We start from the raw sequence: 25835 nt of genomic DNA on the forward strand, positions 1-25835 counted from the left end.
TTACCTGCGGATATGGGTCGGGTCACACTCTAGTGAGAGACACAGCACAGCGCCGGCGTCGTACCCGTCGACCGCTGGCAGAAGGTTGCCTGCGTGCAGGAGACAGCCGCTTGGCAAGAGCAAAGGAGCCGCACATGACCGCCGAAGCACTCGAAGCCCGGCCCGTTCCCACCGCGGACTGGGTGACCATCCCGGACCTGCACCGCAATCCGTTCCCGATCTTCCGCAAGATGCGCGACGAGGCTCCCGTGCACTGGGTTCCGGCGGTCAACCGCTACATGGTGACCAGCTACGAGGCCTGCCACATCATCGAGAACGACCAGGAAATTTTCTCGGCCAACGAGACGAACTCCCTGATGAAGCGGGCCATGGGCCACTCGATGCTGCGCAAGGACGATCCGGAGCACGACGTGGACCGCAAGTCCTACGGCTCGGTGCTGCGGCCCAAGGCCATCAAGGAGCACTGGAACGCGATCTTCCAGGCCAACAGCGACAAGTACCTCGCCCGGCTCAAGGCCGCCGGCCCGGGCGCCGACCTGATCCGGGAGTATGCCGCGCCCTACGCCGCCGAAAACCTCCGCCTCATCATGGGCTTCCACAACGCCACCCAGGAGGACATGCAGCGCTGGTCACAGACCATGATCAACGGCACCGGCAACTATGCGGATGATCCCGAGGTCTGGGCCGCCTCGGAGCAGTCCTACAACGAGGTCGACGACGCGATCGACGAGATCCTGCCCTACCTGCGCAAGAACCCGGATTCCAGCCTGCTCTCCGGCATGACCAGCATGCCGATCCCGCTGGAGGCCATCCGCGCCAACATGAAGATGACCATCGGCGGCGGCCTGAACGAGCCCCGCGACGTCCTCGGCGTCGCGGTCTGGGCACTGCTCTCGAACCCGGAGCAGCTGGACCGCGTGCTGGCCGACACATCGCTCTTCCCCGCCGTCTTCGAAGAGTCGGTCCGCTGGGTCGCGCCGATCGGCATGTACCCGCGCGAGACCACCCGGGACACCGTGCTCGAGGGCGTGCAGCTGCCCAAGGGCGCCCGCCTCGGCGTCGTGGTCGGCGCCGCCAACCGCGATCCGAAGATTTTCGAAGACCCGGACAGCTTCAACATCTTCCGCGCCAAGAAGCCGCACCTGGCCTTCGGCGGCGGCAACCACTACTGCGCAGGGGCGTGGGTGGCGAAGGCCTCGGTCGCCGGCATCGCCCTGCCGCAGCTCTTCGCCGAACTGCCCAACCTGCGGCTGGATCCCGCCCGGCCCGCGGTCGACGCCGGCTGGGTCTTCCGCGGCATGACCTCCCTCCCCGTGCTCTGGGACAGCAAGTAGTCCCGCCGTTACCCCCTACAGAAAGGCCAACACCATGGCGAAAATCAGCTTCCACCACTCTGACGGCAACGTCGACGTCCTGGACGTGGACCCCGGCACCTCGATTATGCGCGCCGCCGTGACCAACGGCGTCGCCGGCATCGTCGGCGAATGCGGCGGCCAGGCCATGTGCGCCACCTGCCACGTCTACGTCCGCCCCGAATACCTCGACGGGCTGCCGGAGATCGGCGACGACGAAGAGGAGATGCTCGACTGCACCACCGAGGAGCGCGACGGCGAGCGCTCCCGCCTCGGCTGCCAGCTCAAGGCCGGCGAAGCCTTCGATAACATCGAAGTCGACCTTCCCGCCAGCCAGATCTGATCCGCTCCAGGTCTGGTCCACAGCAGGTTTGATCCACGAAAGGCAGCACGCATGACCTCCGAGGAACGCATCGTCATCGTCGGCAACGGCCAGGCCGGCATCCAGCTCATCGATTCCCTCCGCAGGGAGGGTTTCGCCGGGCCGGTCACGGTGATCGGCGAGGAGGAGCACTTCCCGTACCAGCGGCCCCCGCTATCGAAGGACTACATGTCCGCCGACAAAGCGGCGTCCCCGCTGCCGCTGCGGGCGGAGAAATTCTTCGCAGAGAACGACGTCGACTCCCGCTTGGGCGTTCAGGTCACCTCCATCGACCGGTCCGGCCATACCGTGTCCTTGTCGGACGGCAGCACCCTCGGCTACTCGAAGCTGGTGCTGGCCACCGGGGCGGCCAACCGCGAACTGACGGTGCCCGGCGCCGAGGCGAGCGGGATCTACGGCCTGCGGACCCTCGCCGATGCGGAGGCCGTGCAGGCGCAGCTCGAGGCGGCGGGCACCATCGTCGTTATCGGCGCAGGCTTCATCGGGCTGGAATTCGCCGCGGCCGCGCGGAAACGCGGACTGGCAGTCACAGTGCTCGAGTACGCGGACCGGCCGATGGCCCGTGCGCTGTCGCCCGTAACGAGCGCCTGGTTCGCCGAGGCGCACCGCGGCCTCGGGGTGGACCTGCGCCTCGGCGAGGGCATCGCGTCCTTCGCCACGGACGACGGCGGCCGGGTCACCGCCGCGGTCAGCACCACCGGCCGCGCGTATCCGGCTGACTTGGTGCTCGTGGGCATCGGCGTCATCCCCCGCACGGAACTCGCTGAAGCCGCGGGCCTGCCCGTCGCCAACGGCATCCTCGTGGACAGCGCCATGCGGACCGAGGATCCGGACATCTTCGCGCTCGGCGACTGCGCCAACTACCCCAGCCACCACGCCGAAACCCGGACCCGGCTGGAGTCCGTGCAGAACGCCACCGACCAGGCCCGGCACACCGCCAAGTCCATCCTCGGCCGCCACGGCGATGCCGAACACTACCGAGAACTGCCGTGGTTCTGGTCCAACCAGGGCGACCTGCGGCTGCAGATCGCCGGCATCGTGCAGCCGGGGGACGAAACCGTGCTGCGCGGCGACCCCGCCTCCGGCAAGTTCTCCGTGTTCTGCTACCGCAAGGGCCGGCTCGCCGCCGTCGAGTCCGTGAACCAGCCGTCCGACCACATGGCCGCCCGGCGCCTGCTGGCGCAGGAACGAAGCCTGCCGCCGGAACAGGCCGCCGACCTTGCGTTCGATTTCAAGGCCTACTCCAAAGCCGCGGCCGCCGCGGCCTGAGAGCGCCGGGCTTCGCCGTGCAGGACCTCCACGGCGAAGCCCAGTACCGCCTGCGCCCGCGGACTGAGCCGCATCTCCTCCGGCCAGATCCCCACGACGGAGGTCCGCGAAGCCGGCGGACTGATCGGCCGCACCGCTACCGGCAGGCCCTCCAGCGAGACGGCCGGTGAGTTCGGCCGCGACATCAGCAGCGCATAGCCCAGCCCCCGCCCCACCATCGCCTGCACCAGCACCAGCTGCGGCATGTTCGTCAGGACCTTGGGCCGCAGCCCGCGCTCGGCGAAGACCTGGTAGGTGTTCGCGGTGCTGGGGCTCGTGTCGTACATGATCAGCGGCTCGTCGGCGAGCTGCGCCAGGTCCACGGTCTCCTGCGCCGCCAGCGGATGGCCGGGCGGGAGCACGGCCTCGAGTTCCGTCGCATAAATGGTGCGCTGGCTGTAGCCGCCGGGCAGCAGCATGTCGTAGACGATGGCGAAATCCAGCAGCCCGGCGTCCAGGGCGGGCAGCAGGTCGTCATGGGTGCCGATGGTGACGTCGATGCTGATCCCCGGGTAGGCCTTGGGCAGCCCTTGGAGAATGGCCGGAAGGACATTGCTGGCGAAGCTGCCGAAGCATCCCAGCCGCACCGGCCCCTTCAGCTCGCCGGTGCGGCCGGCCAGGTCGTGGATTAGGCCGTCTGCCTCCTGCAGCAGCCGCCGGGCCCGCTGCGCGAAGAAGACGCCCGCCGGAGTCAGCTGCAGGCCGCGTGCCTTCCGCCGCACGCAGAGCTGCTCGCCCACCAGCTTTTCGAGGGCCGTGATCGCCTGCGAGAGCGCCGATTCCGAGAGACGCAGGCTAGCCGCGGCCGAGCTCAGCGTCGTGTGGTCCGGCAGGGCGGCGAAGAGTTCCAGCTGGCGGAGCGTGAAGTCCGGCATTGTTCAGTCCGATCAAAGAAGTAATGCGGTTTTATGAAGTTTACTGGAGGAAGATCACATGTGACACTGGCTACACCCGTGTATTACCTCCGGCCATGGCGACATGGCTGCTCGATAAGGAAACCTCATGAGCACTTCCGTTCGCGCGCACTCCGCTGCCGCCAATCAGCGGCGCGTGGCCTTTGCCACCATCGTCGGCACCACGGTGGAGTGGTACGACTTCTTCATCTACGCCACGGCCGCCGGCCTCGTCTTCGCCCAGCTGTTCTTCGAGCCCGCCGGCTCCCAGATCGGCCTGCTGCTCTCCTTCGCGTCGGTCGGCATCAGCTTCCTCTTCCGGCCGCTGGGCGCCTTCCTGGCCGGCCACTACGGCGACAAGATCGGCCGCCGTGCCATGCTCGTGCTGACGCTGCTGCTCATGGGCGGTGCCACGACCCTGATCGGCGTCCTGCCGACCTTCGAGACCGCGGGCGTCATGGCCCCCGTGCTGCTCCTGCTGCTCCGCATCGTCCAGGGCATCTCCGCCGGCGGCGAATGGGGCGGCGCGGTCCTGATGGCCGTCGAGCACGCACCGAAGGACCGCCGCGGACGTGCCGGGTCCTTCCCGCAGCTGGGTGTCCCGCTGGGCATGCTGCTCGCCTCCGGCATCACCGCCCTGATGACCGGCGTTATCTCCCCCGGCGAGGCGTTCCTCGAGTGGGGCTGGCGCGTGCCGTTCCTGCTCAGCTTCGTGCTGATCATTGTCGGCTACATCGTCCGCCGCGCGGTGGACGAGAGCCCGGTCTTCCAGGAGATCGCGGAGAAGAAGCAGCAGGCCAAGGTCCCCGTCGTCGAGCTCTTCAAGAAGCACTGGCTGCTGGTCATCCTGGCCGCCCTGGTCTTCGCGGGCAACAACGCGGCCGGCTACATGGCCACCGGCGGATTCATCCCGAGCTACGCCACCAGCGACGCGGTCGGCCTGGAGCGCACGGACGTGCTGCTGGCCATCACCTTCGCCGCCGCCATGTGGTTCGTCTTCACCGCGCTGGCCGGCGTCCTGTCGGACAAGATCGGCCGCAAGAAGACCTACCTGATCGGCTTCTCCGCCCAGCTGCTGGCCGTCTTCCCGCTGTTCTGGCTGATCAACACCGGCTCGCTGGGCATGCTCTACGTGGCGCTCGGACTGTTCACCGTCGGCCTCGGCCTGGGTTACGGTCCCCAGGCCGCCTGGTACAGCGAGATCTTCCCCGCCTCGGTGCGCTTCTCCGGCGTGTCCATCTCCTACGCCCTCGGCGCCATCCTGGGCGGTGCGTTCGCCCCGACCATCGCCGCCGCCCTGGTGCAGGCTACCGGCGGCAGCACCGCCGTCTCGGTCTACCTGTTCATCATGACGGCCGTTTCCATCGCCGCCGTGCTGATCCTGCGCGACCGCCCGGGCATCGACCTGAGCATCAACAACGAGGCCGAACAGGAAGTCGGAGCCACCATCTTCGATTCCCGCCGCGCCGCCCCGTTCGAGGCGCCGGTCAAGGCCGACGCCTAGCGGCGCCGCCGAAGCCCCAGTCAACGGGTGGCTCCCGTCCGGTTCGCCGAGAACCGGACGGGAGCCATCTGCGTTGCGGAGGTTGAGGCCGACGACGGCGGGCGCGGCGCTTCGGCGGTCAGCGTCCGTCCACCCGGCCGGACAGCCGGGAGGTGTCGACGCGGCCGCGCCCGAAGGCGTCGATCCGTCCCCAGCGGCCTGCGATGTCGAGCAGTTCCAGCCGGCCGATGGTCGTCGGGAGCGCCGGATCCACCACCAGGTGGTCCCCCATCGGTTCGAGGCCGAGCATGGTGCGCAGGAACAGCAGCGGCGCGCCGGTGGACCATGCCTGCGGGCTGCACGCGGTCGGGTACTGCACCGGGTACTTCGTCATCGACCGCGGGTAGCCGCCGAAGGCCTCCGGCAGCCGCCCGTCAAAGTACGCAGAGGCTTCGAGGTTGCCGGCCGCAACTGCGGCAGCCTCGTCCTTGAAGCCGTAGCGGCGCAGCCCCCAGGCGATGAACGAGTTGTCGAAGGGCCAGATCGTCCCGTTATGGTAACCGATCGGGTTGTACCGGCTCTCCCCCACCGCCAGCGTGCGAATGCCCCAGCCTGTGAACAGCCTCTCGCTCATCAGGTGTTCGGCGACGGCCCGGGCCTTCGAATCGTCGACGATGCCGCTCCACAGGAGGTGCCCGTTGTTGGAGGTGAGCGAGTCGACCTGGCGTCCATCCGCATCGAGGGCGATCGCATAGTATTCGCCGTCGGCCACCCAGAAGTCGCGGTTGAAGCGCTGCTTCAAGTCCGCAGCTTGCTTTTCGAGCCGCCGCGCGAGCACGGGATCCTGCCACACTTCGCGTGCCAGCCGGGCGCCGCGCATCTTGGCGTCATATGCGTAGCCCTGCAGCTCGCAGGTGGCCCGCGGGAAGCCGGGCAGCGTGCCGTCCCGGTAGGAGATCGAGTCCCAGGAGTCTTTCCAGCACTGGTTTTCCAGGCCGGTCTCGGCGTTGCGCCGCTGGTATGAGATGTAGCCGTTGCCTTGAAGGTCGGCGTAGGCGTCGATCCAGTGCAGCGCGGCGCGGGCCTCGCCCTCGAGCTCGCGGACGAGGTCCGTGTCTCCGGTCCACCGCTCATATTCATCCAGCAGGACCACGAACAGCGGCGTGGCATCGGCGCTCCCGAAGTAGGGAGAATGCGGACGCTCTTCGAACGCGGTCATCTCGCCGTAGCGCATCTCGTGCAGGATCCGCCCCGGATCCTCGTCGCGGAAGTCGTCGATGCGGGTTCCCTGGCGCAGCCCGAGCTCGCGCAGCGTCGTCGCCGCCAGCCCCGCGGTGAAGGGCAGTGCCTGCAGGCTTGTGAAAATGCTGTCGCGCCCGAACATGGTCATGAACCACGGCAGTCCTGCAGCCGGCAGGCTGTTGCCCCCGGCCGTCAGCGGAGAGAAGCGGAGCGCTGCCAGGTCGACAAGGCTGCGGCGGTAGGTCCTCTGCAGTGTTTCCCAATCGCATTCGAGCCGCGGGGCTTCCCCGAGCCAGCGGGCGAGGTTGCGTGCCATGTCCGGAATCGGCCGCTTTACCTGGTCCTCGAGCGTCCGGGCCACGCCCCCGATCTCCTGTCCGGGCTCCGCGATTTGCTGTCCCAGCATCTGGATGGCGACATCGAGTTCGGTAGTCCAGGCCGCGTGTGGGTCGATGGTGATCGTGAATGTCAGCCCGCCCTCGTCGAATGCGCACGGCTGCGACGACGAAATCGCCGTCGACCGTACATAGGTGCCGCGGCGGTACAGCAGGAGCAGTGAACTCTCGCCTGCCTGCCTCGCATAGGCCCCCTGCTTCCGCAACGTGTCCTTGACCTCGAACAAATCCGCGAAGTCGGAATCGGCGTCGAGCCGGACCGTGAGGTCGACCGGAACGTCGTCATGGTTCAAGAGCGAGAGCACCTCGAGGAAGCCGTTGCCGACCGAACGCTGGCGGATCACCGACAGCGTAGCGTTCACATAGACGCTCCCGACCCCCGGGACGAGGAAGAACCGCGCCTCGAAGTACTGCAGGTCGTCGGTCGACAGCGACATGAGACGGTCGCCGTTGATGGTCAGCACCCACTTGGACAAGAACCGGGTGTCGAACGAGAACAGTCCCGTCGGGTCCGACGGCGAGGCCTCGATGTCGCCCCGCGCGTCGCTGACGACGAAAGTGTTGCCGTTGAGGATCTTCACCATGCCGTCGCTCATCATGCACTCCTGGTGCCCGCAGTCGGATCCCACCCCCGGGGCGGGGCCGGAAAAATCCGCTGGACAGCCCACATCAACTCGAGATCGCCATCGCAGGCCAACGCACCGCGCAGGACCGCAGCCATGAAGTTCATCCGGCCGGCGACGAGTTCCGCGAAGACCGGAAGGTCCCCGCGAACCGTGCAGTCTGCCTGGGACGCATCGCTGGCCAGGGCGAGCTTGCCCTCGTCGATAACCAGGAGTCGGGACTCCGCGCCAGGCCCGTCCGCAAGATCGAACCGGACCCGCCCGGAGACCTTGCGCAACAACGGCTCATCGCCGCGCCGCGCGAGTTCGTCGAAGAATCCGGCCACGCGATCGTCCGCTGCTGCCGAAGACGAAGTCGACATACGATCATCTCCTTCCACCCGGGAGATGCCGGCGGGATGGTCGGCAGAGGGGGTCACGCGCCCATACTGCCTGCGCCCAGGCACGGACGCATCACCCTATGCGGATGAATGCGGCGGACTGGAGTGCCTCCCGGAACGGCAAGGGGACGCACTCCATGCAGGAGTGCGTCCCCTTCGCTGTCCGCGGCCGGTTCAGGCCTCGAGGCGGCTCAGCCGGCCTGGCGCTCGGCGGCCTCCACGACGTTGGCCAGCAGCATGGCGCGGGTCATCGGCCCGACACCGCCGGGATTGGGCGAGATCCAGCTCGCCACTTCCCTGGCTTCGGGATCAACGTCGCCGGTGACCTTGGCCTTGCCGGATTCCTCGTCCTCCACGCGGCTGACACCGACATCGAGCACGATGGCGCCGGGCTTGAGGTCCTCGCCCTTGATCATGTGCGGCATGCCGGCTGCTGCGATGACCACATCCGCCTGGCCGAGCTCGGCCGCCAGGTCCTCCGTTCCGGTGTGGGCCAGCGTGACCGTGGCATTGATCGAGCGGCGGGTCAGCAGCAGGCCGAGCGGGCGCCCGACGGTCACACCGCGGCCCACGACGAGCACCTTCCTGCCCTTGAGGTCGATGTCATGGCGCAGCATCAGCTCCACGCAGCCGTGCGGGGTGCAGGGCAGCGGCGAATCGAGCGGCTCGTTCACGTTGAGCACCAGCCGCCCCAGGTTGGTCGGGTGCAGGCCGTCCGCGTCCTTGGCCGGGTCGATCCGCTCCAGGATGGCGTGGGTGTCGATGTGCTTGGGCAGCGGCAGCTGCACGATGTAGCCGGTGCAGGCGGGGTTGCTGTTCAGCTCGTCCAGCACTGCTTCCAGCTCCGCCTGGGAAACGTCCTCGGGAAGGTCGCGGCGGATGGACTCGATGCCTACCTCGGCACAATCCCGGTGCTTGCCCGCCACGTACCACTTGCTGCCCGGGTCTTCTCCGACCAGCACGGTGCCCAGGCCCGGCGTGATGCCCTTGGCCTTCAGCGCCGCGACGCGCTCGGCGAGCTCGGCCTTGATCGTCGCAGCGGTTGCCTTGCCGTCCAGGATCCGGGCCGGCTGCGGGGTTGTGTACAGGTTCATCACCACTCCTCGTGTCCCGGGTAAAGCGGGAATTGTTGCGTCAGTTTGGTTACGCGGTTGCGCAGCTCTTCGACATCGGCGCCGCCCTTCAGCGCGGCGGCGATGATGTCGGCCACCTCGGTGAACTCGGTCGCCCCGAAGCCGCGGGTCGCCAGCGCGGGCGTGCCGATCCGCAGGCCGGACGTGACCATCGGCGGCCGCGGGTCGAACGGCACCGCATTGCGGTTGACCGTGATCCCGACGGAATGCAGCAGGTCCTCGGCCTGCTTGCCGTCCAGCTGCGAGTTGCGCAGGTCCACCAGCACCAGGTGCACGTCCGTGCCGCCGGTCAGCACGGAGACGCCCGCCTCCGCGACGTCCGGGGCGCTCAGCCGGTCGGCCAGGATGCGGGCACCTTCCAGCACCCGTTCCTGCCGCTGCCTGAACTCCTGGCTGCCGGCAATCTTGAAGGCCACGGCCTTGGCCGCGATGATGTGCATCAGCGGCCCGCCCTGCTGGCCCGGGAACACGTTGGAGTTGATCTTCTTCGCCATCTCCTGCTTGCCCAGGATCACGCCCGAGCGCGGACCGGCGAGGGTCTTGTGCACCGTGGAGGTCACGACGTCGGAGTGCGGCACCGGGCTCGGGTGCAGGCCGGCGGCCACCAGGCCGGCGAAGTGCGCCATGTCGGTCCAGAAGTAGGCACCGACCTCGTCCGCGATCGAGCGGAAGGCCTCGAAGTCCAGGTGGCGCGGGTAGGCGGACCAGCCGGCGATGATGACGTTGGGCCGCTCGGCCAGCGCCTGCTCGCGGACCTTGTCCATGTCCACGCGGAAGGTCTGCGGGTCCACTTCGTAGGCGGCGACGTCATACAGCTTGCCGGAGAAATTCAGCTTCATGCCATGCGTCAGGTGCCCGCCGTGGGCCAGGGACAGTCCCATGATCTTGTCGCCCGGATTGATCATCGCGGTCAGCGCGGCGGCGTTGGCCTGTGCGCCTGCATGCGGCTGCACGTTGGCGAATTCCGCACCGAACAGGGCCTTGACCCGCTCGATCGCCAGGTTTTCCGCCACGTCGACATGCTCGCAGCCGCCGTAGTAGCGGCGTCCCGGGTACCCTTCGGCGTACTTGTTGGTCAGCACGGAGCCCTGGACCTCCAGCACCGAGCGCGGCGCGAAGTTCTCCGAGGCGATCATTTCCAGCGTGTCGCGCTGGCGGCCGAGCTCGGCATCGAGGACGGCGGCAATTTCGGGGTCTACCTCGGCTAAGGGCAGATCAGTGACTGGCAAGGTGGAAGACGTCACGGTTTCTCCTGGGAATGGAAGCAGTTGTGCTACAGGTCAGGCTACCGGTTGTGCCTGCGCCGCCGCATGATCCATGTCACGGGCGCGCAATCATGACCGGTTGGACATGACCCTCGGCCCAGGCGTGCGATCCGTGGTCTGCGCTGCCGGTTGGCGGGTGCCCGCCGGCCGCCGCTTCCTGATGGTGCCCCATCTAACGCCAGTCGCGGCGTTCTCATCCTACCGCGATGACCACCTTGCCCTGCACCTGCCCGGCACGGAGCCGGCGGATGGCGGCCGGGGCCTCGCCCAGCGGATAGACCCGGTCCACCGCGGGCGCCAGCTCGCCGGATTCGATCAGGTCCTTCAAGTCCTTCAAGTCCTGCCTGCCCTCCGACGACATGAGGATGCGCAGCTTGCGGCGGGAGAACGGCGCGAGCAGCAGCGCCCGCAACTGCCGGTCGACGCCGCCGAAAATGCGTCCGCCGCCTTCGCCCCCGGCAATGACGAGCGTTCCTCCGGGCGCCAGCGCGCGGCCGAGCCGGCGCAGCGGGTTGTTGCCCGCGATGTCCAGGATGAGGTCGTACCGCCCCGTGCCGTCCGCGAAGTCCTCGCGCGAGTAATCGATGACGCGGCCTGCCCCGAGAGCGCGGACCAGTTCCGCTTTGGACCCGCTGCACACTGCCGTGACCTCGGCCCCCCAGGCCCTGGCCAGCTGGACCGCGAAGGTGCCCACGCCCCCGCCTGCACCGATGATGAGCACGCTCTGGCCCGGCCGCAGCCGCCCGGCGTCGCGGAGCCCGTGCAGTGCCGCGCAGCCGGACACGGGCACCGCGGCAGCCTCCGCGAAACCAAGGTTCACGGGCTTGTGCTCGAGCCTGTCCTCGCCCGTGCTCGTGAACTCGGCGTAGGTCCCGGTCAGCGAGGTGCCGAAGACTTCGTCGCCGGGACTGAATCGCGTGACGCTGCGGCCCACCGCGGCCACAATGCCTGCCACATCCCGGCCGCGGATCCGCAGCCTTGGACTCCGCAGCCCGAAGCCGAACAGCCGCAACAGGTAGGGCCGGCCGGACATGAGGTGCCAGACCCCGGCGTCGACTCCGGCCGCACGAACCTGGACCAGGACATCGGTGTCCCCCAGCTCCGGCCTGCCGACCTCCTCCAGCCGGAGCACCTCGGACTCGCCGTAGGTATCCTGCACGATTGCTTTCATGGTGTCTCCCCCTCCTGGACCGGATACTGGAATACATCGTCGAGCGGGACTCCAAAGACCCGCGCTATCTGGAAGGCCATCTCGAGCGACGGCGAGTAGCGGCCCTGTTCGATGGCGATCACGGTCTGGCGGGTCACGCCGATCCGCTCCGCCAACTCCGCCTGGGTCATCTCGCCGCTGGCGAACCGCAGCCGGCGGATCTCGTTCCTGACCTTCGTCGGCTTCACCACTCCGGCAGGCCCCTGCGGTAGGCGACCAGCTTGGCCACGGAGGCCAACACTGCGGAGAGACCGAATGCGAGATAAACGGTGTTGGCGATCCAGAAGTGCGGCACCTGTGCCATCGCCATGACCAGGACGCCCACGCCGCCGAGGACCAGGAAGGACTGGCCGACGTACTCACCGAATCTGTAGATTTCCCGGTCCCGCTGGTCCTTCCGCGGCGAGCCCTGCATCAGCAGCATTCCGCCGAGAATGTTCAGCACGATGCCTCCGATGATCGCCCCGAAGATGCTCCACAGCATGGCCGCGACATAAGGCACCTCGGCCAACGGCATCGACGACCCCAGCCCGAGGACCACCCAGAGGTAGATCCCATAGGACACCAGCGTGACGATCAGCATGACCCACGCGCTTCGTTCTTCCGAACCCATATCGTGCTCCCCCCGCTCGCCGTTGATGTAAAAAATAGCTGACATTAAGTCAAGAATCAATGACTTTTTTGGGGAATCGCGTCAGCCGGAATATCGGATCGCAGCACATGGTTGGAGAAATAGTTGACACTTCAACATCCAGCGAAGAGGGGCGGATCAATGGGATCGGCGACAACAGGAGATGCAACCTCCGCGGCGGAGACACACACCGAGACACACGTGGAGCCGCTCGACGTCGTCGTCGTTGGCGCCGGCCAGGCGGGCCTCAGCGCCGCCTACTACCTGCAGCAGCGCGGACTCCGGCCGGACCGGGACTTCGTGGTGCTCGACGCCAACGACGGACCCGGCGGCGCCTGGCGCCACCGCTGGCCGTCCCTTACCTTCGACGTCGCGCACGGACTTCATGACCTCCCCGGACTGCCGCTCGGCGTTCCGGACCCGAAGGAGCCGGCCTCCGCCGTCGTCAGCCGCTACTACGGAAGCTACGAGCAGGTGAACGGCCTCGCCGTGCACCGCCCGGTCCGGGTGGCGCGGATCGAGGACGGCCCGGACGGACTGCTCACGGTGACCGCCGCCTCCGGCGGGACTTGGCGGACCCGCACCGTAGTCAGCGGCACCGGCACCTGGGACCGCCCCTACTGGCCTTATTACCCGGGCCGCGGGATCTTCGCCGGCCGCCAGCTGCACACCCATGGCTTCCGGTCGGCCGAGGAATTCCGCGGCCAGCGCGTGCTGGTGGTCGGCGGCGGCACGTCGGCGCTGCAGTTCCTGCTCCAGCTGGACGCCGCGGGCGCAACAACGTTCTGGTCCACCCGCCGGGCCCCTGACTTCACCGCAACTCCGTTCGACGCCGAGTGGGGCGTCGACGTGGAGCGCCGCGTCAACGAACGCACCCGCGCCGGGCTGCCGCCGCTGAGCGTCGTGGCGTCCACCGGGCTGCCGCTGAACGAGACGTACCGCGCCGGCATCGACGCCGGAGTGCTGGTCTCCCGCGGGAAGCTGGACCGGCTCACCGAGGACGGCGTGGTGTTTGCGGACGGTAGCCGCGAAAGGGTGGACGCGATCCTGTGGGCCACCGGCTTCCGCGCCTCGCTGGACCATCTGGCCCCGCTGCAGCTGCGCGAGCCCGGCGGCGGCATCCTGATGGCCCCGGACGCCGTGTCCGTGGTGCGCGAACCCCGGCTGTTCCTGGTCGGCTACGGTTCGTCCGCCTCCACGGTGGGGGCGACCCGGGCCGGCCGCGCCGGGGCGGCCGCCGCACTGCGCAGGCTGAAAGCCGACGCCGACCGCAAGGTAACCTTGTCTGCGTGACTGACGCCGCCTCGGATACCCGGATTGCCTACAACCTGACCCTCTCGTGCGCCGACCAGCCCGGCATTGTCCACGCCGTGTCGGGGGCCCTCGTGCAGGCAGGCTGCAACATCGTGGATTCGCAGCAGTACGGCAGCCCAGCCTCCGGCCGGTTCTTCATGCGCGTTGCGGTAGCCTCGGACCGGCCGCGCACGGAACTCGAAGGCCGGCTGGCCCCCGTCGCCGAGTCCTACGGAATGGAGTGGAGCCTGGACCCCGAGGGCGCAAGAATGCGCACCCTCGTCATGGCGTCGAAGTCCGGGCACTGCCTCAATGATCTGCTGTTCCGCCAGCGCTCCGGCACGCTGCCCATCGAGATCCCGGCGATCGTCTCGAACCATACGGAACTGGCAGGCCTGGCGGAGTTCTACGGCATCCCGTTCCACCACATCCCGGTGACGCCGGAGACCAAGGCCCGCGCGGAGCAGGATTTGCTGGACCTCGTCGCGGAGCACGACGTCGAACTGGTGGTCCTGGCGCGCTACATGCAGGTGCTCAGCAACGACCTCTGCCGCAAGCTCGAGGGCAAGGCCATCAACATCCACCACTCCTTCCTGCCCTCCTTCAAGGGCGCACGGCCCTACCACCAGGCGCACGACCGCGGCGTGAAGCTGATCGGCGCCACGGCGCACTACGTGACGGCGGACCTGGACGAGGGGCCGATCATCGAGCAGGAAGTCATCCGCGTGGACCACTCCCGGTCGGCCCGGCAGCTCGTCACCATGGGCGAGGCTGTCGAGGCGCGCACGCTGGCCCAGGCGGTGCAGTGGCACGCCGAGCACCGCGTGCTGCTGGACGGCCACCGCACCGTCATCTTCAACTGACGACGACGGAGTCCGGCCGCGCGGTTTCCCGCGCCTTTTCGGGGCCCGCCCTTCTGGTCCGCGCGGACTCCGCGTAGGGTCGGACCATGGGCAACCCCGGAAACGAGCCGGATCGGGATCCGGACCGCGACGCCAAGCGGGACGAGTTCATCCGGCAGCTGACCAGCGAGCGCCGGCACCAACTGCTCGAGATCGGCTGCGGCGATGGCGAGGACGGCCTGGCATTCAAGGCCGCCGGCATCAACTACACGGGCGTCGATAGCTCCGAGGCAAATGTCCGGGCCGCCCGAGCCAGGCATCTGGAAGCATCGGTCGCCGTCCCGGATTCGCTGCCCTTCGCCGACCGGACTTTCGACGCCGCCTGGTGCATGGGCACGCTGATCCATGTCTCGAACACCGAGCTCTACGGGGTGCTGGACGAGTTCCTGCGCGTGCTCAAACCCGGGGCGCCGCTTGCGGTGGGGCTCCGGTCCGGCGAGGACGAGGAACGGCTGGACCTGGTGGACGGCTACGCCACCCGCCTCTTTTCCAGCCTCCGATCCGACGAAACGGTGCTGAGCCTCTTCGAGCCGCACGGCAGCGTCAAGGACTTCACCACCTGGGAGTCCCCGGGCCAGCCGGGCCACTTCCAGTACTTCATCCTCGCGAAGTTCTGACCAGGGGCCGCCGGGAAAGCCAGTAGGGTGGTGCCATGGCTCACATCATCACCATCGCCGGGCAGACCCCGGCCGCAGACCCGTCCGCTTTCCTCGCCCCCACCGCCGTCCTGAGCGGCGACGTGGAACTGGCAGCCGGTGCCAGCGCGTTCTACGGCGTATCCGTCCGCGGCGACTCCGCCCCGATCCGCGTCGGCGAGGGCACCAACCTTCAGGACAACGTGGTGCTGCACGCGGATGCGGGCTACCCCTGCACCGTCGGCGCGGGAGTCAGCGTCGGCCACTCGGCCGTGGTCCATGGCTGCACCGTCGGGGACAACTGCCTGATCGGGATGAGCGCCACCATCATGAACGGCTCCGTCGTCGGCGAGGGCTCCCTGGTAGCGGCCGGGGCCGTGGTGCTGGAGGGAACGCAGATTCCGCCGCGTTCCCTGGTGGCCGGTGTTCCGGCCAAAGTACGCCGGGAACTGAACGACGACGAATACCAGTCGGTCCTCGACAACGCCTCGCATTACGTCGAGCTGGCCAAGCTCCACCGCGAAGCCACCTCCTGACGCCCGCACTAAAGTCGGCGCCGCTGGCCAGCCTGCTGGACAGCAAAGAGGACCCTGCGGACACAAAGCGGCGCCGCAGCCCGGCCAATCAAGGCCTTGCTGCGGCGCCGCCCATGAACTTTCCGGCCAGCGCTAACTTTCCGGTCAGCGCTCCCGCGGACGCTGGTCGCCAAGGTCGCCGTCACGCGCGACGTGCCGGCCGTCATCGCCCCGGTCCGGATCGGGCCCCTGTTCACTGTGAGCTCCGCGGTCGGCCTCGCTGCCGAGGCCCTGCTCACGGCCGGTCCCGCTGGCAGCGTCACGGTCAGCACCGCGGTCGTAGCCGGCAGCGCCGGCGGTCCGGTCCCCGCGGGACCGCTTGTCGGTATTGACGTCCGGATCCAGCTCATCGGCTTCGCGCAGCCGGCCCTGGGCCTGCTCGCGGATGCCTTTGGCGTCCTGGGCCCGCGCCTCGGCTTCCCTGCGCATCCGCTCCGCTTCCATGCGGGCGCGCTCGGCCTCGATATCCGCCTGCTCGGCGTCCACCTTGACACGCTGGGCCTGGGCTTCGCGCTCGCGCGCCCCCAGTTCCGTCGCCTGTGCCGCTTGGCGCAGCTCCGCGGCCTTGCGGCGGTCAGCCTCCTGCCGCTCGAGAACCTTGGCCTTATTCCGCTTGTTCGCAAAATAGGCAATCAAGCCGATGATGACGAGCACCACCACAACCGCTACGACTATCCAGATGATTGTTGAAGAATCCATAGGTATTGCGCCTCTTCCTGCTGGACGGGAACCTCAGCGTACTTACTTTTGTATCACTGGTTGCTCCTTCGGCATAGGGCACAGGCACAATGGACGATGCCGTCCTGAGCAGGAATGATGGTGCGCATGACTATGCCCCAGCGGATCATTACACCGCCCTGTGCCGAACCGGGGGCGCCCGGTCCGCTGCAGGCGACCGGCCGCCTGCTGCGCTGGGGTGTCGTCTCCACCGGCAGGATCGCCGGCAAGGTCAGCGGGGATCTGGCCCTGCTCGAAGATGCTGTCCTGCAGGCGGTCAGCTCGCGGGTCGAGGCCAACGCCCGCGCCTTCGCCGACCGGCTCGGCTTCGCCGCCTCCTATTTCGACACTGCGGACGGGAAGGGCTACGACCAGCTCTTCGCAGACCCGGACGTCGACGTCGTCTACGTCGCCACCCCGCATGGCCAGCATTACGAAATCGCCAAGCTCGCCTTGGAAGCCGGCAAGCACGTGCTGTGCGAGAAATCCCTGACCATCAACGCCCGCGAGGCCCTTGAACTTGCCGACCTCGCCCGGGCCAGGAACCTCTTCCTGATGGAGGCCGTCTGGACCCGGTTCCTGCCCATCATCCACCGGGCCTGGGACATCGCCCATTCCGGTGAACTCGGCGACCTCCAGTGGCTGCAGGCCGACCTCGGTTTCCCCGCCGCCTACGACGCGGCCTCCCGGCTGTGGAATCCTGCGGCCGGCGGCGGGGCGTTGCTGGATCTGACCGTCTACCCCTTGACCTGGGCGCTGGGCATCTTCGGTTTCCCGCGGACAGTCCTGGCCAACGGCCATCTCAACGACGACGGCGTGGACGCCCAGAACGCCCTGACACTCACGTACGCATCCGGTGCCCAAGCCCAATTGACGTCGTCGTTATTGGCTTCCTCCCCGCGGACCGCCACCGTCTGCGGCAGCGCGGGCTGGCTGCGCTCCGGGGCACCGCTGCACCACCCCACCGAGCTGACCATCCACCGGCACACCGGGGGCCAGCGGACCGAACAGTTCGGCCGGATTGGCCAGAACTACGTATACGAGCTCCGCGAAGTGACCCGCTGCATCCAGGAGGGACTGACCGAGAGCCCCACGATGCCGCTGGACGACACCCTCAACACGATGCGGCTCTTCGATGGGGTCCGGGCGCAGATCGGCGTCAGCTACGCCAATGACAAGGCAATCCCCGTCCTCGACTAACCGAGCCGCGCCTGCCCGCACCCGACTGAACAGGCTGGCCCCGCAGCCCCGGACCCGACTGAACAGACTGACCGCGCAGCCCCCTGCCCCGGGGTAGCCCCGGGGGACAGAGGGCCGCGCGACCGCCTATCGCGCGGTTACGGAATTGCCAGCTTCCGGTTCCGCACCCGGGACAGGGATACCCAGGCACCGGCCGCAATCAGCAGCAGCCCGGACCACAGGATGGGCCGTGTCGACCAGCCCGTTTCCGCCAGCGTGTTTCCGCCCTGGGCGGCCCCGCCCGCTGCCGGACCAGCGCTTGCAGCCATCAGCCGGCGGTCGGCCGAAGCATCGGCCACACCGGGAGCGGTGCCGGAACCAGCAGTCACGGTGCCCGGAGCAGCACCCATGCCGAGGGACGCATCACCCGCGTCTTCGGCTATGGCGCTGATGCCCATCGTCGCTTCGCGGTTATCGTCAGTGTCCGCGCCTTCGCCGACCGCGCCGCCTGCCTCGCCTCCCGGCACTTCCCCGGCGTTCGGTGCTTCCTCACCAACCGTGCTTTCGCCGCCGGCACTGTTTCCGCTGTCGCCTTCGGGCGAAGCAGCGCCATCGCCGGTACCTCCAGCGGCCGCGGTCCCGTCACACCCGGACGACGAAGCAGGTCCACCGAGTGCCACGGCTGCGTCAAGGCAAATGTCGGCCGTAACGCCGGTCCCGTCGGCAGACAGCAAGTCGCCGGCATCGATCCCGACCTCGGCGACCGTCTCGGAGGCCACATCAGCCACCGGCTCACCGCTCCCGGCCTCCGCACCGCCCAGCGCCACATCCGCGTCACCCAGAACATCCGCGGCCACATCAGCCACCGATTCGTCCACAACGGCTTCGCCACCGCCCAGCGCCACATCCGCGTCCGCCACAACATCGGCCGCCACATCAGGCACCGGCTCACCGGCCCCGGCCTCCGCGCCACCCAGCGTCACGTCCGCATCGGCCGTGACGTCCGCTACCGCTTGTGTCTCCTGGGGCGGTGCGGCCTGTCCGACGGTCAGGATCTGCGCGTCGATCGGGACGTCGGCCGCCGCATCAAGGCCAAGGACTTCGGCGTCGAGTTCGACATCGGCCGCCGCATCGACCGCGGCGTCCGGCGAGAGGATGTCGACGTCGGCAGCAACGTCCGCCGCCGCCGACACGGCATTGTCCGTCACGGACAAGATTTCCGGTGGTTCGGCTTCGGCAGCCGAAGCCGCGGCCGTTCCGAGGACCAGCAGTCCTCCACTCAAGGCGACGCCGCACAGCGTCGTGCGCAATATTGCTCGCATGATTGTTCTTCTCCTGTTTTGGGTTTGTGCCGGCTGATGCAGCCAGCGTGGTCCTTCTAGCCGCACGAAATGGAGCGGCCGGGACCGAATCAATCAGGAGAAGAACCGGGACTTAGGGAAGGAGAGGATGGCAGGGTCCAGCCATCCGGCGGCAGAAGATAGACGAACAGCCGGGGATCCAGCCCAGTGCCGGGGGCAAGATCTGCAGGTGCAGCGCCAGGCGCCGGCCCCGCTCCGCTCAAGGCCCCCGAAGGTCCTACCGCGGGCAGGCCGGGCTGCACTGGATGGGGAGGACCCGGGAGCTCCGTGGGCAGAATGGCTCCGGTGTTTGGAACGGCATCACGCGCCACGCTCCCGCCCTCAAAGATGAAGGCCGCGGACGCACCGAAGCCGGGCCCGGCGTCGTTGGATAGCGCGGGGGCAGAAGGCCTGAGCGTCCTGTCCTCCAATATCGGCGCCGCCTCGACGCCCGAGTCAGTGGAATGGATCGCTCGGCCTGCAAGGGCTGCGTCGGTCGGCTCGGCCTGCTGCCGAACAGGGCGGTCCAGCAAAGAGCCGGCGACCGCTCCCCCGGTTACCTCGTCGAGGGGTTCTCCGACGTTAACGTGTTCTTCGAGCGGTGCGAGGGATTCTTCGACCGGGGCAAGGGCGCGGCCCACCTGCTCGACCACCGGCTCAGCAAGGCGACCGGCAGGCTCAAGGATCGGTTGGGCTGCGTCAAGGACGGGATCCGCCACGTCGGAAACCGCACGCGTGACGGTCCCTGTGGCGGGACGGACTGGTTCGAACACGGGCTGGGAGACCGCTTCGACCGGCTCGACGACCGAGGCCACGACGGGTTGAACCGCCAGGCCCGCCGGCTCGACGGCCGCAGCGGTGACGGGTTGAGCAGCCTGGCCGACTGCCTCGATCACGCCGGCCGCGGACGGCTCGGCAGATTCTGTTGCCGTTTCCAGCAGAGGCTGGACGGTCTGGGAGGCCGGCGCTTCTGCCACTTGGGCGACGGTCGAGATCGCCCTGCCGGGTCCGTCCGGTTCATCGTCAGCGGCCTGAGCCGCGGTGACACCCAGCAGAGTGAGTCCGAAGGTTGCACCGGAGATGAGCAGGGCGCGGCGCAGGAGGCAGTGAGCCTGCTCCAATGAGGCAAAGCCCATGGAAACCACCCCCGCAGCTCCGGTTCGGATAAACGATCCATGAACAGATTACGACTGGGGACACCGGCCGTCTACGGCAGAGCCCCGATTGCCCGCCCTACCGAAGAACCGGCGGGCGCGGCTGTTCGCTCTGGGCAATCGCCCAGACTCTTGGCACTCTCAGCGCAGAGTGCTAACTTGGAGTTGTAGTTGAGCCAAAGACGCTCAACTATCCTCATGGAACCGCCCGCAGGGGCCAAGAACTACAGGAGTTGATTGTGATGGCTGCTCGATTCGACCCGTTCCGCGAAATCGACCGCGTGGCCGGTGCCCTCTTCGAAAACCGCTCGGGCCTGCGCCTGATGCCAATGGACCTGTACCGCGACGGCGACCACTACGTCCTCAACGCGGACCTGCCCGGCATCGACCCCGGCTCGGTCGACATCGACGTCGACGGACAGCTGCTGACCATCCGCGCCGAGCGGACCCTGCGGGGCCCGGACAGCGGGGTCAAGTGGCTGGCCAGGGAGCGCGAGGGCGGGTCCTTCCTCCGCCAGCTGAACCTCGGCCAGGGGATCGACATCGACGCGATCACCGCGCACTACGAGAACGGCGTGCTCTCCGTGACCATTCCGGTCAGCGAACGGGCCAAGCCGCGCAAGATCGAAGTGGTCAGCGCGCCGGCCGACCGTGCTGTGGAAGCCGGCGGCGCCGAGCAGAAGCAGGCGGACGCCTGATCCGGCCAATCCGCTTACCTGCCCAATAGCGACGACGGGGCGCCCCTTCCGCACGGAAGGTGCGCCCCGTCGTCGTACCCGCGGTGATGCCCCCTGTGCTGTACAAGGGCGGGGCGCAGTGATTACCTTCAACCATGGGCGCAGAAGTCAAGACCAAGACCTTCACCCGCGAACAACGGACCCGCTACCGCGAACGGCTGCTCGAAAACCTGGAAACCTTCGCCGACTACCTCTCCACCGGCAAGTTCGCGCACACCGGCACGATCGGCCTGGAGCTGGAGCTGAACCTCACCAACGCGGACTGCTCCCCCGCCCTGCGCAATTCCGACGTGCTGGAGGCGATCGCGGACCCGTCCTTCCAGACCGAGATCGGCGCGTTCAACATCGAGATGAACCATCCGGCCCTCTCCGTTTCCGGGCAGGGGCTCAAGGACCTCGAGGACGGCCTGCGCCGGCAGCTGAACCGTGCGGAGGAACGGGCCGCGGCGGTCCGCGCCCAGATCCTGATGATCGGCATCCTGCCCACGCTGAAGCAGGACCTGGTGGAGGACATGTCCTGGCTCAGTCCGGGCAAGCGCTATGCCGCCCTGAACACCTCCGTGCTGCAGGCCCGCGGCGAGGACGTGCTGATGGACCTGCGGGGCCTGGAGTCGGTGTCCTTCTACGCCAAGAACATTGCGCCGGAGGCGGCCTGCACCAGCGTGCAGCTGCACGTCCAGCTCGAACCGGCGGAGTTCGCCCCGGTGTGGAACGCGGCGCAGGTCATCGCCGGGCCGCAGGTCGCGCTGGCCGCGAATTCGCCGATCTTCATGGAGAAGCTGCTCTGGCACGAGACGCGGATCGAAGTGTTCAAGCAGGCCATCGACACCCGGCCGCCGGAGATGCGCAACCAGGGCGTGCGGCCGCGCGTGTGGTTCGGGGAACGGTGGATCACCTCGATCTTCGACCTCTTCGAGGAAAACGTGCGGTACTTCCCGTCGCTGCTCCCCGAGCTTTCCCGCACCACCGCCCGCCAGACCCGCGGCGGGGCGCCGCTGCTCCCGGAGCTGCGGCTGCACAACGGCACGGTCTACCGCTGGAACCGCCCCATCTACGATCCGGGCGGGGAACTGCCGCACCTGCGGCTGGAGAACCGGCTGCTGCCGGCCGGCCCGACCGTGCTGGACACCGTGGCCAACGCCGCGTTCTTCTTCGGGCTGGTGCGCCGGCTCAGGACAGCCGACCGGCCGCTGTGGTCCCGGCTCGCGTTCCAGAGCGCCGAGGCGAACTTCCTGGCCTGCGCCCGCCACGGGCTCGAGGCCACCGTGTACTGGCCGGGCCTCGGCGACCTGCCCGTCGTCGAGCTGATCATCCGCCATCTGCTGCCGCTCGCCGCGGAGGGCCTGGCCGACCTGGGCGTGGATGCCGACCTGATCGAGGAGTATCTCGGGGTGCTGCGGGAGCGCGCGCAGTCTGAACAGAACGGCTCCAAGTGGCAGATCGAGACCCTGCGGCGGCTGGAGTCGGAGGGCCTGGAGCGCAGTGCGGCCCTGGCCCGGCTGACCAGCCTGTACGCCTCCAACATGCACAGCAACCTGCCCGTCCACACCTGGCCCGTCGCCGCCGTCATCGGCTGACCGTCCATCGACGACGGCGGCCCGCACCTTGACGTATCAGGGTGCGGGCCGCCGTCGGACTGGTTCGCGAACTACTTGCTGCTGCGCCGCCAGAACGCAGCCACAAGCGCGCCGGAGACGTTGTGCCAGACCGAGAACACCGCCCCGGGAAGCGCTGCCTCGGGTGCGAAGTAGGTCTTGGCAAGGCCGGCCGCGAGGCCCGAGTTCTGCATTCCGACTTCAACGGCCATCGTCCGGCGCGAAGGTACCGGCAGGCGGAAGAGCTTGGCGGCGCCGTAGCCCAGCAGGTAGCCGCCGGCGTTGTGCAGCACCACGGCCAGCAGGATCAGCAGGCCGGCACTGAAGATGGCTTCCGCGCTCCCGGAGACCACCGCGATGACGACGAAGGTGATGGCCAGGACGGAAACCCACGGCAGCGCGGGAAGCACGCGGTCGACGAGGCCGGGGATGAGCATGCGGGCGGCAAGGCCAAGGACCACCGGAATCAGCACGATCTGCACGATGCTCAGGGCCATCGCGCCGGCGTCCACCGGCATGTACTGCCCGGCGAGCCACAGGGTGAGGAGCGGCGTGAAGAGCGGTGCCAGCAGGGTCGAGACACTGGTCATGGTCACGGACAGCGCCACGTTGCCTTTGGCCAGGTAGGTCACGACGTTCGAAGCCGTGCCGCCGGGCGCGCAGCCGACCAGGATGACGCCCGCGGCGAGGGCCGGCGGCAGCTGGAGCAGCAGCGAGACGCCGAGGCCGAGCAGGGGCATGATGACGTACTGCGCCACGACGCCGAGCAGCACCGGCAGCGGCTGCCGGACCACGAGCGCGAAGTCCGGCAGGGTCAGGGTCAGGCCCATGCCGAACATGATCAGCATCAGGGCCGGGTTGATGAAGGCGGCCAGGCCGGTGAAGGGCGACGGGAAGAACAGCGCCAGCGCGCCGCCGGCAAGGATCAGGAGGGGAAAGAGGGTCACCGCGACGCGGGCACTGCGCTCTTCGGCGCTGGCGGCGGCAACCTCTGCAGGATCGGCAGTCCGGACCGCCTGCGGGTGGGAGGAATTGTCAGTAGGCATAAGGAATATCGTTTCAGCTGCCTCGGCTGCGGCGTGAATTCATGACCTTGCCCGTTGCGCTCCGCGAACGACGGCGGCCGGTACCTTTCCGTGCGAAAGGTACCGGCCGCCGTCGTTATGGCCTGGCGCGGTCGGTTAGGACAGCGTGGCCAGGATTTCGTTCAGCTTGGCCGAGGGGCGCATGACGGCCGAGGCCTTCTCGTCCTCGGGGCGGTAGTAGCCGCCGATTTCGGCCGGGGCGCCCTGGACGCCCAGCAGCTCGGAGTTGATCTGCTCCTCGCTGCCCGTCAGTGCCTCGGCGACCGGGGCAAAGGCGGTGGCCAGCTCGGCGTCCTGGTCCTGCTTGGCCAGTTCCTGGGCCCAGTACCGGGCCAGGTAGAAGTGGCTGCCGCGGTTGTCGATCTCGCCGACCTTGCGGCTCGGGGACTTGTTTTCCAGCAGGAAGGTGCCGGTGGCGCGGTCCAGCGTGTCCGCGAGGACCTGGGCGCGCTTGTTGCCCGTGGTGTTGGCCAGGTGCTCGAAGCTGACGGCCAGGGCCAGGAACTCGCCGAGGGAATCCCAGCGCAGGTGGTTTTCCTTCAGCAGCTGCTGCACGTGCTTCGGGGCCGAGCCGCCGGCGCCGGTTTCGAAGAGCCCGCCGCCGTTGATCAGCGGGACGATCGAGAGCATCTTGGCGCTGGTGCCCAGCTCGAGGATCGGGAACAGGTCGGTCAGGTAGTCGCGCAGCACGTTGCCGGAGACGGAGATGGTGTCCTCGCCCTTGCGGATGCGATCCAGGGTGAAGGCGGTGGCCTTGACCGGGGACATGATCTCGATCTGCAGGCCCTCGGTGTCGTGTTCCTTGAGGTATTCCTTGACCTTGGCGATCAGGTTGGCGTCATGGGCACGCTCTTCGTCCAGCCAGAACACGGCCGGAGTCTGCGAGGCGCGGGCGCGGTTGACGGCGAGCTTGACCCAGTCGCGCACCGGCACGTCCTTGGTCTGGCAGGCGCGCCAGATATCGCCCGGGGCGACCTGGTGCTCGATCAGGACGGCGCCCGAGCCGTCGACGATCTGGACCGTGCCGGCGGTCTGGATCTCGAAGGTCTTGTCGTGGCTGCCGTATTCCTCGGCGGCCTGCGCCATGAGGCCGACGTTCGGCACGGTGCCCATGGTGGTCGGATCGAACGCGCCGTTGGCCCGGCAGTCGTCGATGACGACCTGGTAGATGCCGGCGTAGGAGCTGTCCGGCAGGACCGCCAGGGTGTCGGCTTCCTTCCCGTCCGGGCCCCACATGTGGCCGGAGGTGCGGATCATGGCCGGCATGGAGGCGTCCACGATCACGTCGGAGGGGACGTGCAGGTTGGTGATGCCCCTGTCCGAGTCCACCATGGCCAGCGCGGGGCCTTCCTCGAAGCCCTTCTTGATGGCGGCTTCGACGCCTTCGCGGACGTCGGCCGGCAGTTCGGCGAGGCCGTTGAGGATCGAGGCCAGACCGTTGTTCGGGCTCAGGCCGGCGTCCTCCAGCTGCTCGCCGTACTGGGCGAACAGGTCGGGGAAGTAGGCGCGGACCACGTGGCCGAAGATGATCGGGTCCGAGACCTTCATCATGGTGGCCTTCAGGTGCGCCGAGAGCAGGACGCCCTCTTCCTTGGCACGGGCGACCTGGGCGGCCAGGAACTCATCGAGCGCGGCCGCACGCATGACGGTGCCGTCGATGAGCTCTCCGGCCAGCACCGGGAAGGAGTCCTTCAGGACGGTGGTGGTGCCGTCCTCGGCGACCAGCTGGATCTTGATCTTGTCGTCGGCGGGGATGACCACGGACTTCTCGTTGGAGCGGAAGTCGTCGGATGCCATGTGGGCGACGTTGGTCTTCGAGTCCGCGGACCAGGCACCCATGCTGTGCGGGTTCTGGCGCGCGTAGTTCTTCACCGACAGCGGGGCACGGCGGTCCGAGTTGCCCTCGCGCAGCACGGGGTTGACGGCGCTGCCCTTGATCTTGTCGTAGCGGGCGCGGATTTCCTTTTCGACGTCGGAGGACGGGTCGTCCGGGTAGTCCGGCAGCGCGTAGCCCTTGCCCTGGAGCTCGGCGATGGCCGCCTTCAGCTGCGGGATGGAGGCGCTGATGTTCGGCAGCTTGATGATGTTGGCTTCCGGCTTCTTGGCCAGCTCGCCCAGCTCGGCCAGCGCGTCGCTGATCCGCTGCTCCTCGGTGAGGTGGTCGCCGAAGGCGGCGATGATGCGGCCCGACAGCGAAATGTCCCGGGTCTCCACTTCCACACCGGCCTTCGAAGCGAAGGCTTCAACGATCGGCAAGAACGAATAGGTGGCCAGCATGGGCGCTTCGTCGGTGTGGGTATAGATAATCTTGGCCATGAGTGAGGCG

The 25835-nt window shown here is 68.2% G+C and carries 24 protein-coding genes; 12 read left to right on the top strand and 12 right to left on the bottom strand.

Annotated elements, in window-relative coordinates; translation table 11 throughout:
- Nucleotides 1-134 precede the first annotated feature (134 nt).
- From AHIS1636_RS00710 to AHIS1636_RS00720, 3 genes are read left to right on the top strand one after another with little or no spacing between them, the layout of a single operon-like run.
- Nucleotides 135-1334, top strand: coding sequence for a cytochrome P450 (locus AHIS1636_RS00710; protein WP_264793882.1), 1200 nt, complete (start codon nucleotides 135-137; stop codon nucleotides 1332-1334).
- 34 nt (nucleotides 1335-1368) lie between these two features.
- Nucleotides 1369-1695 (top strand): 2Fe-2S iron-sulfur cluster-binding protein, encoded by a 327-nt coding sequence (locus AHIS1636_RS00715; protein ID WP_264793883.1) that lies wholly within the window; start codon nucleotides 1369-1371, stop codon nucleotides 1693-1695.
- A 51-nt stretch (nucleotides 1696-1746) separates the two neighbouring features.
- The gene (locus tag AHIS1636_RS00720; RefSeq protein ID WP_264793884.1) at nucleotides 1747-3003 is read left to right on the top strand and encodes an NAD(P)/FAD-dependent oxidoreductase; all 1257 of its coding nucleotides are present in this window, start codon (nucleotides 1747-1749) and stop codon (nucleotides 3001-3003) included.
- Here the strand turns inward: AHIS1636_RS00720 and AHIS1636_RS00725 are convergent.
- Nucleotides 2973-3917 (bottom strand): LysR family transcriptional regulator, encoded by a 945-nt coding sequence (locus AHIS1636_RS00725; RefSeq protein WP_264793885.1) that lies wholly within the window; start codon nucleotides 3915-3917, stop codon nucleotides 2973-2975. The two genes, AHIS1636_RS00720 and AHIS1636_RS00725, sit on opposite strands and share 31 nt — an antisense overlap.
- A gap of 127 nt (nucleotides 3918-4044) precedes the next feature.
- Here AHIS1636_RS00725 and AHIS1636_RS00730 point away from each other — a divergent pair, with 127 nt between their 5' ends.
- A complete protein-coding gene (locus AHIS1636_RS00730; RefSeq protein WP_264793886.1) occupies nucleotides 4045-5439 on the top strand; it encodes an MFS transporter in 1395 nt (464 codons plus the stop codon).
- Nucleotides 5440-5557: 118 nt separating this feature from the next.
- Here AHIS1636_RS00730 and AHIS1636_RS00735 read toward each other — a convergent pair whose 3' ends face one another.
- From AHIS1636_RS00735 to AHIS1636_RS00765, 7 genes are all read right to left on the bottom strand, one after another.
- Nucleotides 5558-7651, bottom strand: coding sequence for an amylo-alpha-1,6-glucosidase (locus AHIS1636_RS00735; protein ID WP_264793887.1), 2094 nt, complete (start codon nucleotides 7649-7651; stop codon nucleotides 5558-5560).
- The gene (locus tag AHIS1636_RS00740; protein WP_264793888.1) at nucleotides 7651-8040 is read right to left on the bottom strand and encodes an SCP2 sterol-binding domain-containing protein; all 390 of its coding nucleotides are present in this window, start codon (nucleotides 8038-8040) and stop codon (nucleotides 7651-7653) included. The genes AHIS1636_RS00735 and AHIS1636_RS00740 overlap by 1 nt, the downstream gene beginning before the upstream one ends.
- Before the next feature lie 209 nt (nucleotides 8041-8249).
- Nucleotides 8250-9152 carry a bifunctional methylenetetrahydrofolate dehydrogenase/methenyltetrahydrofolate cyclohydrolase gene (locus tag AHIS1636_RS00745; protein WP_264793889.1) on the bottom strand — a complete coding sequence of 301 codons (903 nt, stop codon included), beginning with the start codon at nucleotides 9150-9152 and terminating at the stop codon, nucleotides 8250-8252.
- Complete coding sequence (gene glyA / locus AHIS1636_RS00750) at nucleotides 9152-10435, bottom strand: serine hydroxymethyltransferase (protein WP_275116355.1); 1284 nt, start codon at nucleotides 10433-10435, stop codon at nucleotides 9152-9154. The genes AHIS1636_RS00745 and glyA overlap by 1 nt, the downstream gene beginning before the upstream one ends.
- Before the next feature lie 214 nt (nucleotides 10436-10649).
- Nucleotides 10650-11627 carry an NAD(P)-dependent alcohol dehydrogenase gene (locus tag AHIS1636_RS00755; protein ID WP_264793890.1) on the bottom strand — a complete coding sequence of 326 codons (978 nt, stop codon included), beginning with the start codon at nucleotides 11625-11627 and terminating at the stop codon, nucleotides 10650-10652.
- Nucleotides 11624-11857: a helix-turn-helix transcriptional regulator gene (locus AHIS1636_RS00760; RefSeq protein ID WP_264793891.1), complete on the bottom strand. Its 234-nt coding sequence runs from the start codon at nucleotides 11855-11857 to the stop codon at nucleotides 11624-11626. The genes AHIS1636_RS00755 and AHIS1636_RS00760 overlap by 4 nt, the downstream gene beginning before the upstream one ends.
- Complete coding sequence (locus tag AHIS1636_RS00765) at nucleotides 11851-12324, bottom strand: hypothetical protein (RefSeq protein ID WP_264793892.1); 474 nt, start codon at nucleotides 12322-12324, stop codon at nucleotides 11851-11853. Before AHIS1636_RS00765 ends, AHIS1636_RS00760 begins: the two co-directional genes overlap by 7 nt.
- A gap of 114 nt (nucleotides 12325-12438) precedes the next feature.
- On the opposite strand from AHIS1636_RS00765, the gene AHIS1636_RS00770 reads away from it, so the two are divergent.
- From AHIS1636_RS00770 to AHIS1636_RS00785, 4 genes are all read left to right on the top strand, one after another.
- On the top strand, nucleotides 12439-13590 hold the full coding sequence (locus AHIS1636_RS00770; protein WP_264793893.1) for an FAD-dependent oxidoreductase: 1152 nt from the start codon (nucleotides 12439-12441) through the stop codon (nucleotides 13588-13590).
- Nucleotides 13587-14453, top strand: coding sequence for a formyltetrahydrofolate deformylase (purU, locus tag AHIS1636_RS00775; RefSeq protein ID WP_264793894.1), 867 nt, complete (start codon nucleotides 13587-13589; stop codon nucleotides 14451-14453). The genes AHIS1636_RS00770 and purU overlap by 4 nt, the downstream gene beginning before the upstream one ends.
- A gap of 86 nt (nucleotides 14454-14539) precedes the next feature.
- Nucleotides 14540-15109: a class I SAM-dependent methyltransferase gene (locus AHIS1636_RS00780; protein ID WP_264793895.1), complete on the top strand. Its 570-nt coding sequence runs from the start codon at nucleotides 14540-14542 to the stop codon at nucleotides 15107-15109.
- 35 nt (nucleotides 15110-15144) lie between these two features.
- Complete coding sequence (locus AHIS1636_RS00785) at nucleotides 15145-15663, top strand: gamma carbonic anhydrase family protein (RefSeq protein WP_264793896.1); 519 nt, start codon at nucleotides 15145-15147, stop codon at nucleotides 15661-15663.
- A 144-nt stretch (nucleotides 15664-15807) separates the two neighbouring features.
- Here AHIS1636_RS00785 and AHIS1636_RS00790 read toward each other — a convergent pair whose 3' ends face one another.
- Complete coding sequence (locus tag AHIS1636_RS00790; RefSeq protein WP_264793897.1) at nucleotides 15808-16401, bottom strand: hypothetical protein; 594 nt, start codon at nucleotides 16399-16401, stop codon at nucleotides 15808-15810.
- A gap of 126 nt (nucleotides 16402-16527) precedes the next feature.
- On the opposite strand from AHIS1636_RS00790, the gene AHIS1636_RS00795 reads away from it, so the two are divergent.
- Nucleotides 16528-17619 (top strand): Gfo/Idh/MocA family protein, encoded by a 1092-nt coding sequence (locus AHIS1636_RS00795; RefSeq protein ID WP_373875761.1) that lies wholly within the window; start codon nucleotides 16528-16530, stop codon nucleotides 17617-17619.
- Between the two features lie 137 nt (nucleotides 17620-17756).
- Here AHIS1636_RS00795 and AHIS1636_RS00800 read toward each other — a convergent pair whose 3' ends face one another.
- Nucleotides 17757-18920 carry a hypothetical protein gene (locus AHIS1636_RS00800; protein ID WP_264793898.1) on the bottom strand — a complete coding sequence of 388 codons (1164 nt, stop codon included), beginning with the start codon at nucleotides 18918-18920 and terminating at the stop codon, nucleotides 17757-17759.
- A gap of 482 nt (nucleotides 18921-19402) precedes the next feature.
- Here AHIS1636_RS00800 and AHIS1636_RS00805 point away from each other — a divergent pair, with 482 nt between their 5' ends.
- The 3 genes from AHIS1636_RS00805 (at nucleotide 19403) to AHIS1636_RS00815 (ending at nucleotide 22406) form a co-directional block, all read left to right on the top strand.
- A complete protein-coding gene (locus AHIS1636_RS00805) occupies nucleotides 19403-20062 on the top strand; it encodes a hypothetical protein (RefSeq protein WP_264793899.1) in 660 nt (219 codons plus the stop codon).
- A 272-nt stretch (nucleotides 20063-20334) separates the two neighbouring features.
- Nucleotides 20335-20790, top strand: coding sequence for an Hsp20/alpha crystallin family protein (locus tag AHIS1636_RS00810; protein ID WP_264793900.1), 456 nt, complete (start codon nucleotides 20335-20337; stop codon nucleotides 20788-20790).
- A 134-nt stretch (nucleotides 20791-20924) separates the two neighbouring features.
- Complete coding sequence (locus tag AHIS1636_RS00815; RefSeq protein WP_264793901.1) at nucleotides 20925-22406, top strand: glutamate-cysteine ligase family protein; 1482 nt, start codon at nucleotides 20925-20927, stop codon at nucleotides 22404-22406.
- A gap of 71 nt (nucleotides 22407-22477) precedes the next feature.
- Here AHIS1636_RS00815 and AHIS1636_RS00820 read toward each other — a convergent pair whose 3' ends face one another.
- Nucleotides 22478-23470 carry a bile acid:sodium symporter family protein gene (locus tag AHIS1636_RS00820; RefSeq protein ID WP_264793902.1) on the bottom strand — a complete coding sequence of 331 codons (993 nt, stop codon included), beginning with the start codon at nucleotides 23468-23470 and terminating at the stop codon, nucleotides 22478-22480.
- 135 nt (nucleotides 23471-23605) lie between these two features.
- Complete coding sequence (locus tag AHIS1636_RS00825) at nucleotides 23606-25825, bottom strand: NADP-dependent isocitrate dehydrogenase (RefSeq protein WP_264793903.1); 2220 nt, start codon at nucleotides 25823-25825, stop codon at nucleotides 23606-23608.
- Between the last annotated feature and the right edge of the window lie 10 nt (nucleotides 25826-25835).

The sequence above is a fragment of the Arthrobacter mangrovi genome (assembly GCF_026011795.1).
Lineage (GTDB): Bacteria > Actinomycetota > Actinomycetes > Actinomycetales > Micrococcaceae > Crystallibacter > Crystallibacter mangrovi.

Excerpts from the sequence above, each read along its gene's own strand:
- AHIS1636_RS00730 (WP_264793886.1), top strand. The coding sequence starts at position 4,045 with ATGAGCACTTCCGTTCGCGCGCACTCCGCTGCCGCCAATCAGCGGCGC.
- AHIS1636_RS00765 (WP_264793892.1), bottom strand. The coding sequence starts at position 12,324 with ATGTCAGCTATTTTTTACATCAACGGCGAGCGGGGGGAGCACGATATG.
- AHIS1636_RS00755 (WP_264793890.1), bottom strand. The coding sequence starts at position 11,627 with ATGAAAGCAATCGTGCAGGATACCTACGGCGAGTCCGAGGTGCTCCGG.
- AHIS1636_RS00780 (WP_264793895.1), top strand. The coding sequence starts at position 14,540 with ATGGGCAACCCCGGAAACGAGCCGGATCGGGATCCGGACCGCGACGCC.
- AHIS1636_RS00735 (WP_264793887.1), bottom strand. The coding sequence starts at position 7,651 with ATGAGCGACGGCATGGTGAAGATCCTCAACGGCAACACTTTCGTCGTC.
- AHIS1636_RS00810 (WP_264793900.1), top strand. The coding sequence starts at position 20,335 with ATGGCTGCTCGATTCGACCCGTTCCGCGAAATCGACCGCGTGGCCGGT.
- AHIS1636_RS00720 (WP_264793884.1), top strand. The coding sequence starts at position 1,747 with ATGACCTCCGAGGAACGCATCGTCATCGTCGGCAACGGCCAGGCCGGC.
- AHIS1636_RS00790 (WP_264793897.1), bottom strand. The coding sequence starts at position 16,401 with ATGGATTCTTCAACAATCATCTGGATAGTCGTAGCGGTTGTGGTGGTG.
- AHIS1636_RS00740 (WP_264793888.1), bottom strand. The coding sequence starts at position 8,040 with ATGTCGACTTCGTCTTCGGCAGCAGCGGACGATCGCGTGGCCGGATTC.
- AHIS1636_RS00815 (WP_264793901.1), top strand. The coding sequence starts at position 20,925 with ATGGGCGCAGAAGTCAAGACCAAGACCTTCACCCGCGAACAACGGACC.
- AHIS1636_RS00825 (WP_264793903.1), bottom strand. The coding sequence starts at position 25,825 with ATGGCCAAGATTATCTATACCCACACCGACGAAGCGCCCATGCTGGCC.
- AHIS1636_RS00820 (WP_264793902.1), bottom strand. The coding sequence starts at position 23,470 with ATGCCTACTGACAATTCCTCCCACCCGCAGGCGGTCCGGACTGCCGAT.
- AHIS1636_RS00725 (WP_264793885.1), bottom strand. The coding sequence starts at position 3,917 with ATGCCGGACTTCACGCTCCGCCAGCTGGAACTCTTCGCCGCCCTGCCG.
- AHIS1636_RS00710 (WP_264793882.1), top strand. The coding sequence starts at position 135 with ATGACCGCCGAAGCACTCGAAGCCCGGCCCGTTCCCACCGCGGACTGG.
- AHIS1636_RS00800 (WP_264793898.1), bottom strand. The coding sequence starts at position 18,920 with ATGCGAGCAATATTGCGCACGACGCTGTGCGGCGTCGCCTTGAGTGGA.
- AHIS1636_RS00785 (WP_264793896.1), top strand. The coding sequence starts at position 15,145 with ATGGCTCACATCATCACCATCGCCGGGCAGACCCCGGCCGCAGACCCG.
- AHIS1636_RS00715 (WP_264793883.1), top strand. The coding sequence starts at position 1,369 with ATGGCGAAAATCAGCTTCCACCACTCTGACGGCAACGTCGACGTCCTG.
- AHIS1636_RS00770 (WP_264793893.1), top strand. The coding sequence starts at position 12,439 with ATGGGATCGGCGACAACAGGAGATGCAACCTCCGCGGCGGAGACACAC.
- AHIS1636_RS00805 (WP_264793899.1), top strand. The coding sequence starts at position 19,403 with ATGGATCGCTCGGCCTGCAAGGGCTGCGTCGGTCGGCTCGGCCTGCTG.
- AHIS1636_RS00795 (WP_373875761.1), top strand. The coding sequence starts at position 16,528 with ATGACTATGCCCCAGCGGATCATTACACCGCCCTGTGCCGAACCGGGG.
- AHIS1636_RS00745 (WP_264793889.1), bottom strand. The coding sequence starts at position 9,152 with ATGAACCTGTACACAACCCCGCAGCCGGCCCGGATCCTGGACGGCAAG.